General features: G+C 47.6%; 11 protein-coding genes. 7 read left to right on the forward strand and 4 right to left on the reverse strand.

From position 1 onward, the window contains the following. Positions 1-3: 3 nt before the first annotated feature. The 6 genes from G9U52_RS25140 to G9U52_RS40245 all read left to right on the forward strand — a co-directional run bounded on the left by G9U52_RS25140 (position 4) and on the right by G9U52_RS40245 (position 5,811). Positions 4-504 carry a hypothetical protein gene (locus G9U52_RS25140; RefSeq protein WP_166153400.1) on the forward strand — a complete coding sequence of 167 codons (501 nt, stop codon included), beginning with the start codon at positions 4-6 and terminating at the stop codon, positions 502-504. Positions 505-548: 44 nt separating this feature from the next. Next, a complete protein-coding gene (locus tag G9U52_RS25145) occupies positions 549-2,387 on the forward strand; it encodes a hypothetical protein (protein ID WP_166153401.1) in 1,839 nt (612 codons plus the stop codon). Positions 2,388-2,405: 18 nt separating this feature from the next. After that, positions 2,406-2,954: a hypothetical protein gene (locus tag G9U52_RS25150; RefSeq protein ID WP_166153402.1), complete on the forward strand. Its 549-nt coding sequence runs from the start codon at positions 2,406-2,408 to the stop codon at positions 2,952-2,954. 454 nt (positions 2,955-3,408) lie between these two features. Then, a complete protein-coding gene (locus G9U52_RS25155) occupies positions 3,409-4,182 on the forward strand; it encodes an alpha/beta hydrolase (RefSeq protein WP_166153403.1) in 774 nt (257 codons plus the stop codon). 80 nt (positions 4,183-4,262) lie between these two features. Further along, a complete protein-coding gene (locus G9U52_RS25160; RefSeq protein WP_166153404.1) occupies positions 4,263-5,453 on the forward strand; it encodes a M24 family metallopeptidase in 1,191 nt (396 codons plus the stop codon). A 79-nt stretch (positions 5,454-5,532) separates the two neighbouring features. Then, a complete protein-coding gene (locus G9U52_RS40245) occupies positions 5,533-5,811 on the forward strand; it encodes a hypothetical protein (protein ID WP_243767537.1) in 279 nt (92 codons plus the stop codon). Here G9U52_RS40245 and G9U52_RS25170 read toward each other — a convergent pair. Genes G9U52_RS25170 through G9U52_RS25180 form a run of 3 tightly spaced genes read right to left on the reverse strand, consistent with a single transcriptional unit; the run spans position 5,796 to position 9,273 of the window. Then, positions 5,796-7,352 (reverse strand): type 2 periplasmic-binding domain-containing protein, encoded by a 1,557-nt coding sequence (locus G9U52_RS25170; RefSeq protein WP_166153406.1) that lies wholly within the window; start codon positions 7,350-7,352, stop codon positions 5,796-5,798. The two genes, G9U52_RS40245 and G9U52_RS25170, sit on opposite strands and share 16 nt — an antisense overlap. Before the next feature lie 60 nt (positions 7,353-7,412). Then, positions 7,413-8,291 carry a carbohydrate ABC transporter permease gene (locus G9U52_RS25175; RefSeq protein ID WP_166153407.1) on the reverse strand — a complete coding sequence of 293 codons (879 nt, stop codon included), beginning with the start codon at positions 8,289-8,291 and terminating at the stop codon, positions 7,413-7,415. Between the two features lies 1 nt (position 8,292). Further along, positions 8,293-9,273: an ABC transporter permease gene (locus tag G9U52_RS25180; protein ID WP_166153408.1), complete on the reverse strand. Its 981-nt coding sequence runs from the start codon at positions 9,271-9,273 to the stop codon at positions 8,293-8,295. Positions 9,274-9,448: 175 nt separating this feature from the next. Between G9U52_RS25180 and G9U52_RS25185 the strand changes: the two genes are divergently transcribed. After that, on the forward strand, positions 9,449-11,761 hold the full coding sequence (locus G9U52_RS25185; RefSeq protein ID WP_166153409.1) for a helix-turn-helix domain-containing protein: 2,313 nt from the start codon (positions 9,449-9,451) through the stop codon (positions 11,759-11,761). Positions 11,762-11,866: 105 nt separating this feature from the next. Here G9U52_RS25185 and G9U52_RS25190 read toward each other — a convergent pair. Next, on the reverse strand, positions 11,867-11,952 hold an 86-nt coding region (locus G9U52_RS25190), incomplete at its 5' end, for an IS3 family transposase (RefSeq protein WP_166146575.1).

Below are 11,952 nucleotides of genomic sequence, written 5' to 3' on the forward strand. Positions count from 1 at the left end.
TCTATGAATCGGGCGTTGCTGTTGTTGTTTGTGGTGTTGATGTTTATGTATACAACGAGCTTCGAGGCAGACCGTTATGTGGCGAGCACGACGCACAACCGTTTGAAATTTGCTTTAAACCGGGGCGGCCATGATGCGGCTTTGCAAATTAGCAAGGATTGGCTGGCGGAGGGGCTGGTGGTGTTTGATCGCCCGAATGCATGGGCTGCTTTTGAAGCGGGGCTTAGGCACAATTTGCAGCTGCGTGTAGATGGATCGCCTTATGAGGGGAGCCTGCTGTCGGACAAGCCGATCATCGTATTTGAGGATTATGTGGATGACAGCACACCTGGCGTCCTGTTTCCTTATAGCTATATTAGGGAAAATGAGTCTATTTTCCAGGTGCTGAAGGGACCGGCGGTGATTTACAGGGTTAAGGTAAAAATGCCGCGCAGTAGCCAGTTATCCTATGACGGGTATGTGTATAAAACGGTTATTTATGAATATCCGCTATATATGAATTGAATTTCAAAAAAAGTGAACTGAATTTTAAGAAAGGTGTGTGTATATTGCAAACGTTTAGGCTACTAAAAATAAGCTTTGCAAAATGCTGCATAGTTAGCGCCATTGTCGCCGCTTTGCTGACAACGATGGTGCACCCGGCTTTCGCAGCCGCATCGGTTCCGCCTGCCCCTAGCATGATTCATGTCGATAATAAGCTGTTGGGAACCGCGGATGTCGTGACTGTAACCGGGCTTGCCCCTGGAGATACCGTGAGGGTGTACACCGACGGAGGTACAGCAGTAGCATTAGGAAGCGCTGTGGTTAGCGGTGGAGCCCATAGTGTGGCCATTGCGATCAATCAATTGGGTGTAGCAGCGGGCCATATTTATGTTACAGCCACCCAGCCGACATATTCGGAGAGCCGGCGTATTGTTAAATCCTATTTGGCAGAGCCCTTATCTGTAGCTCCAGCTGCGTCATCCATCCGTGTTACCAACAAGCCAACAGGCACCAATGATACCGTTGCGGTACTCGGGCTGCAAGCAGGAGATCTCATCAAAGTGTACGCTGATGCTTCGAAAACAGCTTCGTTAGGCTCAGCCACGGCGGTATCTGGCTCCGTCGATGGTACCGTTGTCGCCATTGGACAGCTAGGTGCTGCTGATGGAATTCTCTATGTTGCTGTAACAGAGCCTGGCAAACGCGAGAGCAGAGCTACGGAAAAAGCCTATGTGGGTGAAGCGTTAAGTGCCCAGCCACAATTGGGGCAAATTCGTATCGTCAATGAGCTTAGCGGAACCAATGACCGCGTCATCGTTACTGGCCTGCGCGCTGGTGATGTGTTAAAGGTGTACAGGTCAGAGCAAGCTGCTACGCCCATAACGCAAGCAACGGCTGCTTCCGGGTCGGATACCGCTGATGCGATATTGTCCCAATTGGGATTGGTAGAGGGCAGCATCTACGTTACGATCACAAGCCCTCCGTTACAGGAGAGCTTGCGCGTGGCTAAGCAATTCCGGCCGGAGCCGATCAGCACATCGCCTTCGCCTGGGATGATCGTTGTCATCAACGAGCCAACTGGAACTGCCGATCGCATTGAATGGTCGGGTTTAGCAACTGGCGATGTCGTTAAGGTATATGAAGATGCGGTATCAACAAGCGTTATAGGCACTGTAACGGTTGACAGTGCATCAGCTAAGGCGACAGTTTCCATAGCTCAGTTAGGTAAACAAGCCGGGCATGTCTATGTGACGGTTACTTCATCTGGCAAAGGCGAGAGCGCCCGAGTTATTAAAGCTTTTGCTGCTGAGCTGGCGACCGATGCTCCGAACCGATCGGCTATCCAAATCCATAATACTGTAGGTACAGCGGATACGATCACGTTCACCGGTTTGCTTTCCGGGGATACTGTGAAAGTATATACGGATGATGCCTCGGCCGTTTCTATCGGTAGTGCGGTTGTCGAAGCAGGCGCTTCGTCGGCGATAGTCGAGGTGGCTTTGCCGGGAATAGGCTTTGGGATCATCTACATGACGATCACCGACCCACAGGAGGTGGAAAGCGCGCGTACTGCAAAAATTTATCCTGCCGAGCCATTAACGCTGCCGCTTTCTGCAAGCCAGCTTCGGATAACGAATGCTGCGGGTGCTGTGGACCAAGATGAATTGACGGCTATTGCGATCAAGCCGGGGGATACGATCAAGGTCTATGCAGACGCTGTAACCGCTACACCTATGCAGACTCTCCTGGGCTCTGATGCTTCTGCTTCTGTCTCCATTGGCGCTACTACGGCTACAATAAGTAATCTCCAACTGGCTGGGGGCGGGGGACGTGTATATGTGACCAAGACATCGCCTGGGAAACGCGAGAGCAGTCGGACGGTAAAGGTTTATGAAGCTGAATAGCAGAGGAGGAAAACGAGTATGGCCAACTACTCCAAAACAATTATTTTTACCAAAAGCACTTTTAAAAATAAAATAAAGCTGATGGTTGCTGCCTTTTTGCTTGTTCTCATTAGAAGGCTGGTTTGGTTAACCGCGATCCTTACATTAACCTTTGGCCTGTTTGGTTCGGGGCAAATAGGCTTTGCTGAGCAGGAGGAAGCAGTGTTTACCTCGGGTATCGAGCTTGTTGGACAACAAGCTGTTATCCATGATAACGCTGCTGCCAGCACTGCTATTAAAGCTAATGTGCCAATCGGCTCCGCTATTAACGCTTACGTGCCAGCCGATGAAAATCCTTTAAGCGATATAAAAGGCCATTGGGCGGAAGGGGGAGGCAGGGAGCCTTCAGTGGAGGAAGGCGAGGAGCTTGTAGAAAAGGAGGATAAGGAGCTCTGGGATTATGCAGTGTCGACAGGTCTGTTAGCCGAAGAAAAAGAGCAGGCCTCTTGGATAGCGATGGTGGCAACGCGCGCAGACGGGGTTGTCATCTTGGATCGATTGCGTGAAATATTAGGAATGGCAATCTGATTAGCCGCGCTTATTTTAAAACGACAAATGAAGCTGATTCCGACGCATTTATTGCCAGCCTTAGCGATGATGCCACTATCTTGGATACAGGGCACGAGTATAGGGGCATAGCCGAAATTAAGAAGTGGAGCGAAACCGACATCTTTGGTGTTTAGGTCAAATATGAGGTAACAGGTGTTGTCCAGAAGAACGATGAGATTGTCGTAACAGCCACAATAGATGGCAATTACGATAAGACGGGGCTCCCCAATCCTTTAATTTACGTTTTGTTCATAGCTTCTACTGCTAATACTTTGTACCTTCAACGGAGAGGGGATTACCTGTCAGGTTACGTCCATATAAAGCTGCCGTTGAAGCGGTGATTGTGCAGTAAAAACGAGAAATATTTGTAAGCGGTATAAAGATAAGGTACTCTAACAGAGAGGATGAGTCTACATATAAAGGAGATATAATTATGGCTTTTATCGATTGCCATTTCTTTTCGGAGACGCTGGGTGTTTCCGCATCAATGCATGTTATTTTACCGCAGCCAACAACGACACAGATTGGGTTGGAATCAAGGGTTGTGAAGGCTAAGCATCCAACCCTTTTTCTGCTGCACGGATTATCGGATGACCATACGATCTGGATGAGAAGGACCTCCATCGAACGTTATGCAGCTGCTTATGGAATAGCAGTCGTGATGCCTGCGGTCAACCGCAGCTTCTATACAGATATGGCTGCTGGCTATAAATATTGGACGTTTATTAGTGAGGAGCTGCCAGCGTTGGCACGCTCATTTTTCCCGTTGTCCCATGAGCGTGAAGATACATTCGTCGCTGGTTTATCGATGGGCGGGTATGGGGCATTTAAGCTGGCTTTGTCGTGCCCAGAGCAATTTGCGGCGGCAGCAAGCCTGTCCGGTGCTGTGGATGTAGTGGAGCTGTCCAAGCAACGTGACCCTGTGGAGTTTGGGCGTGTTTTTGGCGACTTGGATCAGGTGCAAGGAAGCCGTATGGATCTTTTCCAGCTAGCCAAGGACGTGGCACAGGAGGAGGGTATTAAGCAGCCTAAGCTGTACCAATGCTGCGGCACTGAGGATTTTTTGTATGCAGACAATCTGCGATTCCGCGACCATTGCCGTGATTTAAAGCTGGATTTAACGTATGAGGAGGAGCCGGGTAGCCATGAATGGGGCTATTGGGATCACAAAATTCAAGCGGTGCTCGAATGGCTGCCTATTCGTTAAATACAGTCAACCTCTCACAATCAACCTGTCCTGATCAAGATACGTAATTAACAAATGGCAACAACCCTGGAGGTATCCTTATGAACGAAAATCTTGAACGTGTGCACCGGCTTCAAGAGAGGCTGAAAAAGCAGCAGATCGACGGCTGTATGATCACGCAAAATGTAGACTTGTATTATTTCACAGGCTCCATGCAAGCGGGCTATTTGTTTGTGCCTAAAGAGGGAAATGCGGTGTTTTTTGTGCGCCGAAGTGTCATACGGGCGGAGAGGGAATCAGCCGTAACGGTAGAACCGCTCGGTTCCTTCCGCAGCTTTGGCGAGCGTTTGGCAAGCTTATACCGCTCCGTATTCGATCCGGCTGCATCACATAAGGTCAAGCTGGCGGCAGAATTCGATGTGCTGCCCGTTCAGCAGCTGAAGCGGCTGGAGACCGTATTGCCGCAAGTGGAATGGGTGGATGGCTCGATGATTGTCCGCGAGCTGCGGATGATCAAGTCACCCGATGAAATCGGGCATATTCGCGAGGCCGGGCGGATTATTAATCTCGCCTTTGAGGACGCTCTTAGCAAGCTGCATATCGGCATGACCGAGCTTGAGCTGATGAGCCGCATTGAATGGTTTGTAAGGCAGCATGGACATATTGGGCTTATGCGGATGCGCGGCTATAATCAGGAAGTGATTACCGGCATGGTCGGTGCTGGTGAAGCTGCTGCGACGCCCACTTATTTTGACGGACCGGCCGGAGGGCAGGGCCTTACAGCCGCCAGCCCGCAGAGCGCTGGACGTCGTCCTATTGCTGCCAATGAACCCATCCTGATCGATATCGGTTGCTGCATCGATGGCTATGTAATTGACCAGACACGTACTGTCGTTATCGGCACTTTGCCGGATGACTTGCTCGAAGCCTACGGGAAATCGGAGCAGATTATCCGCAGTGTAGAATCAAGATTGCTGCCTGGTACTATTAGCGAGCAATTGTATATGCATTCACTGCAGCTGGCGCATGCCGCAGGTTTAGGCGACCACTTCATGGGCTATGGTGATGACCAGGTGAAGTTTCTGGGGCACGGGATTGGGCTTGAAATTGATGAGCTGCCCGTGCTTGCCAAAGGCTTCAGCTATCCGCTTCAGCGAGGCATGGTTATTGCCATTGAGCCCAAATTCACTTTTCCTGGGCGTGGGGTTATTGGTATCGAGAATAGCTATGCAATAACCGATACAGGCTTTGAAAAGCTGACGGTGTCGCGTGAAGGGCTTATCCAGCTTTAGCTAATGGCAGTACCAGCGGATATGGAAAAAATTTATTGCCTCGATATCCGCGATATGCGGAATTCCGACAAGGACGAATATGTCGAAATGTTTGAGGCGAGTGGCTGGCAGCTTGTTTGTTGTTTTTTTCACTGCGGTCTATGTGTTCAATCACGTATGGAAGCAGCCGATATATTCCAACACTGCGTATGTTGTAGTTATTTTATGCTTCGATGACCTATACAGCTTTTTATATGATGCGGAAGCGTTTGAGAGAGCGGGCATAGAGAGGCTGTATAAGGGCATGAAAAATCCCTGTGTGCCGCATGAATCGGCATTACAGGGATTATTTGGTGTCTCCATTTATTTGCTTTTGTAAGCATCATTGGTTTCTTGGATAATTTTTTGGAACTGCGGATCGGCTTTCAGCTTAGCCACATAATCATCCCAAGCAGACATAGGCTCTTTGCCAAGAATGACTTTGATTTTCATATCCTGAAGCTTTTTGTACAAATCCGGCCCAACGGTTAAGGCAGTTTGCGAAATTAATCCAAAGCCGGCATCCGGCTTGCTGAAGGCTTCACGATCGTCGATCAGCTTTTTATTGCGTTCATGATATTCCTTCGGTATCCCATTATAGTAAGCGCGCAAATATTTATCGTATCTAGTGAAAATTTGCGCTAGGTTGTTGCTGATATCGGCTACGTTATCCGTCTTGGCCTGCTCGGTGAATACAGGAATGCCATCCTTGATGGTGTAGTGCTTATCCGGAAGCCCGTACATGGAGAAATTGGTTACAGCTTCATCGGACCCTTTGTCCATAAAGGCAAGGATTTGTTTGACCTTGGCTTCTGGAACGGTTTTAGGAATGACGAACATGCCGAAGGTTCCTGTATCTTTACCGGCGAATTTACCATCGGGACCCATCAGGTAGGTCAGTGGGAAGGAATCGGCGGTAGGCACGGTTTTGCGCATCGCATCGGTGAATAGCCATTGAGGGTTGACGGCGGAGCCCAATATGCCCGCTTTATGGCCCATATATTGCTCACGTGCCTGAGTCGATTTCAATACGGCAAAATCAGGCGTCAGCAGCTTCTCATCATAAGCCTTCTTAATCCACTCCAAGGCTTTCTTTTGTCCCGGATCGTCAAAGGTTGGCGTTAGCTGTCCATTGGTCAGCTTCCATTTGCCGACAGCACCAATAAACACATTCTCAATCCAGCCTAAGGCTCCCATCCCGTCTACGTCCACGTTAGCGGTCAGGCCAACAGTATCTGCCTTGCCATTACCATCAGGGTCTTTCTCTGTAAAAGCTTTGACCACTTCATACATTTGATCCATCGTTTCGGGTACTTGCATGCCTAGCTTATCCAGCCAATCCTTGCGTAATTGGACGCCCCAGCCGCCTTCCAGTGGACGAGGACGGACGATTCCGTAATTTTTGCCCTTAATTTTGGCATTATCCCAAATTTCCTTGGGCCAGGAGTTTAATATTTTGTAATCCTTAATAAAAGGGGTAACGTCCCAGAAAGCGCCAGAGTTGGCCATTTGTACGACCTGAGGATCATAAATATTGTCCACGACCATCATTTCGGCGATATCGCCTGAAGCTAAAGCTACCTTGGTTTTTTCCGTGTAAGAGTTAAAAGGCACCCATGTGATATTAAGCTTGGTATTGGTCAGCTTTTCGATTTCAAGTAGTACGGGATTGGTAGGCTCTACAGCTTGTGCACCTTGTTGTCGGGTGAATATGGAAATTTCAACGGGTTTATTATCTACAGGAGCTGTTGCCCCTGGGGTAGTTCCGTTTGTGGCAGCAGGTGTACCGCCGGAGCAGGCAGTTAATAGGGTTGACAGCAGCACCACACCTGTTGTAGCGGTGATTACTTTTTTGTTTGTTTGTATGCGTTTTATAGTCATTTGATAAACCTCCCTTTAATAGTTATTTAACGTATAGCAGTCATACTTGCACGTTTCCCCTTACCCTTTAATAGAGCCGACCATCACCCCCTTGGCAAAATGCTTTTGCAGGAATGGATAGACGAGCAGGATGGGTACTGTGGAAATGACGATGGCGGCCATTTTTAAGGTATCAGTTGGGATTTGGACTTCACTTGACATCATATTGGCCATATCTCCAGAGGATGAGCTGGAGGAATCGATTAACAGCATTTGCAGCACCACCTGCAAAGGCCGGATATCTGCTCGATTGATATAGAGGATAGCCGAGAAAAAAGTGTTCCAGTAAGCAACTGCGTAGAATAAACCAAACGCGGCCAAGGACGGAAGTGATAACGGCAATATAATTCGTAAAAAGATACCAATATCTGAAGCGCCATCTATTTTGGCTGCCTCTTCAAGCTCATCGGGGATGCTTTCGAAAAATCCCTTCATTAGAATGACGTACCAGCCGCTTGTAAGAACGGGTATGATGAGCGCCCATATGCTATTAATGAGGCCAAGCTCCCTCACTACCAAATAGGGGGGAATAATGCCGGGATTAAATAGGGTTGTCATTAAGATCAGGATCAGGATAATGCGGCGGCCCTGCAGCCGTTTGCGCGATAATGTATAGGCTCCCGCTGAGGTGACGATCAGGCTAAGCGCCGTACCCACAACGGCCAGAAAGGTGCTAATGCCTGTGGCATTAATAAATACATTGTTGGCCAACAAATATTTGTAAGAAGTAAGCGTCCAAGTATCGGGAAACAGCACCATGCTTTTTTGCAAATATTCAATCGGTGAGGTGAACGAAACGACAAATACATAATAGAACGGAAACAGCATAAGAAGAGCAATAACGGCCAGTATAAACAAAACCGTTCCATTAAACACTTTATCAGAAATACTAATATTCATGTTAGTAAACCCCTTCCTCACCGAATTTTTTGGCGAGCCTGTTCGTCACAACGACCAAGGTTACGCCTACAACCGATTTGAATAATCCGACGGCTGTACTGTAGCTGAATTGGGCTTGCTGAATACCGCTGCGGTATACATAGGTGTCAAATACGTCGGCAACACTTGATACAGCACCATTCATCATCAGATAGACTTGCTCGAAACCGACATCCATCATATGGCCGATGCGCAGAATGAGCAAAATAATAATGACATTGCGAATCGCTGGTAATGTTACATGCCAGATTTGCTGGATTCGTCCAGCGCCGTCGATCTTGGCGGCTTCATATTGCTGCGGATCGACGGAGGCGATCGCTGCCAGGAAAATAACGGTTCCCCAGCCGGCCTCTTTCCATATCGATTGCACGGTTAACAGCAGCCAGAATAGATTCGGATCGGTCAGGAAATCATGCTTGGCAAAGCCCATCGCGAATAACAATTTATTGATGATTCCATCAGAGATAGACAGCATTAGAAAGGTGATACCTGCAATAACGACCCAGGATAGAAAATGGGGCAAATAAATGACGGATTGCATTGTTCTTTTGATCCATTCACTACGCACCTCATTTAAAAGGATTGAGATCAGGATCGGGAGCGGGAAAAATAGCACCAGGTTCATAATATTAATAGCCAGTGTGTTGCGGAGTAATATCATAAAATCCTCGTTTGAGAAAAAGCGCTCGAAGTGGGCAAATCCGACCCAAGGGCTATTCATAAAACCGACGTAAGGTGTATATTCCTTAAATGCAATTAAAATCCCCCACATGGGTACATATTTAAACACCAGAAAATAAGCAAGCATCGGTAGCGCAAGCAAATACAAATATTGGTCCCTGCGGATACCTCGCCAAATTGTACGGCTGCGTGAACTTCTAATTTTACGCGTTTGTTTATTCCACTCGGCAATTTCTGCGGATTCGAGCTTCTGTCTGTCCATCCAATCACATCCTCTTGTTGTTCTTGTCCCCAATATATAAGCGTCAGCCATTTCCTGCAATTGCAATCTTATTCCCGCGCATTTCCTGCTATTGGACATTCATTCCTCAGCCCAAATCCCCTTGGCTTATAGGTATTGTTTGTATTAAGATAGGACATAGCGGGGGGATGAGGAAATGTGGAAGCATAAACATTATAGGAATACTTTACTGATTGCGGCCCTTAGCGCCTGCTTGCCTGCGGCAATTATCGGAATATTCGTGTACATTTTTGGAACAGCTAATATTGAAAAGGAAGCCAAGCGGACCCACCAGAACCAGGTTTCTTATGCAACGGAGCGGATCGATAGCAATTTAAGCCAGCTGGAAACGGTAATGGCGCAATGGTCCTTTAACTTAAACCTAACCAAAACGTATGAAAATCTCGATATTGAAAAGGACTTTTATAACATCCAGCAGGTTATATTCAAATCGTTGAATTGGATAAAATCTTCCGATTCCTTGATTGAGGATGTAAGCCTTTACTTGGATAAGCAGGAGGTGTTAATTAAAGAAAACATAGGGATTGAAAAGTTCCAGTCCCGTGACTTGCTGATGGCTTACAGGCAGATGGCTTTGACCCAGCGTGATATTTTTTGGACCAACACGATTTCAGTAAATCCCAATTCAGCACCTTATATGCTGGTTGTCCGGCTTCCAGGCGGAATGGCGAAGACGGAGGCAGCCTTAATCGTAGAAATCAACGCTAAGCAGCTGGACAAATTACTTAGCGAGCTGGAGCCGGGCGGCTTCGGGTCCACGCAGCTGGTGAAGGAGGATGGACACTATATTTCCTTAGGAAGGGATGGTACCAAGGAGCCAACGAAGTTGGATCAATTCGTCACCAAGGTAATTAACCAGCAGGGACAGAGCCAAAGCGAGGAAGCCTCTATTGAAAGCTGGCAGGGTAAAGATTATTCAATTTCCTTTGATAAAATGAAACGGATTGGCAGCATCTGGACGGTAGCAACAGCGACACCCATTGAACAGTTAACGGAGCCGGTTAAGCTCTTATCACAATTAGTGATATATGCGGGCTGCGCTGGCTTACTGCTGGCACTTGGACTGTCCTGGTTTGGCTCCCGCCAGTTCTACCGGCCAATTCGCAGGCTTGTGCTGCTTTTTCGCACGGGCAACAGCCATGCGGAGGGCACGGACGAAATCGACTATATTGCCAGCGAGTGGAAAAACTTATCGAGGGAAAGCCAGGTTTTGCAGGAGAGGATTGATACCCATCTCCCTTCACTCAGGGAAAGCTTTCTGTTACAGCTGGTGCAAGGCCATTTGTATTTCTTAAGTGATGGGGAAATCATTGACCGTATGGAGGAATATGGCTGGGATGTAAGGGAAAAGACTTACGCTATTATGGTTGTGCAGATGCATGGGCTCTACAATTCGGAAGGTAAATTTGCGCCGGGGGACGAGCAGCTCGTTACCTTTGCAGCAGCCAATATATTGGAGGAAATCACAAGCACTAAACCATTTGCGACAAGTATTATTAATTTTCAGGATTTGACCGTGGGGCTGTTCGTCCGATTTGAGCGGGAAACGAGCAAGGAGGATATAAAGTCGACGCTTCATCATTGGGCCGGAGAGTTGGCATCCATCCTGCATCAGCTTTTAAAGGTAGATACAACCGTTTGTGTAGGCAAAAGCGCAGATTCGATCCGCAGCGTGCCGGATTTATTTGATGACACCCGCAAAGCGCTCAGCCACCGTAAGCTGAATGAACAGCAGCAGATTTTGTATATGGATGAAATGATGCCCGAGGGCCAGCATCGGATTACGTATCCTTTTGAAATTGAGAAGGACATTATTCATGCGCTGCGGATGGGAATGGAGCTGGAGCTAACCCAGGGGATGGATCAATTTCTTGCAGCTCTGCAAGAGCAGGCGGACAAAGAAATCCAGGTGCGGCAAGGGCTGCTGCAGTTATACGGCAACCTGCAAAATGCGATTATGCTCTCCGGCTTTAATCCGTTGCAGCTGGGAGACGGTGAAATGCTGTGGGCGGAGCTATACGATATGCCGGATCCTAAAGCGGTATTGCAAAGGATGAAGGATAAGGTCATTCATCCTTATATTGAGGAATTGCATGTGACCCAGAATGTGCAGCTGAAGCAGCTTGTGGAGCATGTATTGATCACGATCCATGAGAAATATATGAAGGATATTTCCTTAGAATATTGCGCGGATTTACACGGAACTTACCCGAAGAAGCTGAGCCTTGGTTTTAAGCAAGTGACTGGACACACATTTATTGATTATTTGACCCAATACCGTATGGAAAAGGCCAAGCGACTTCTTCTGGAAACGAATGGAAAAATTAATGATATCGCCTTGCAGGTTGGCTACCAGCCGCCTTATTTTAACCGGATTTTCAAGAAAAACGAAGGGATTACCCCAGGGCAATTTAGGGAAAAGCAAGGGAAGGCTAAGGAGCCCAGTTAACAAGAATATCGAATATAGGTAGCCATCAAATAAAATAAAGAAGCGTCCAACCTGTAGCGAGGGATAAACTAGACCCTTAGTCAAGGACACTTAAAAAAAAGAGTGCTAGGCCACACATAAGAGATGATTCCTGTACTGAACAGGAGTCATCTTTTTTAGTCCCCACTGATATCTGTGATGATTATAATAAC

It is taken from the genome of Paenibacillus agricola (assembly GCF_011440305.1).
In the GTDB taxonomy this organism is placed as follows: Bacteria; Bacillota; Bacilli; order Paenibacillales; family NBRC-103111; genus Paenibacillus_S; species Paenibacillus_S agricola.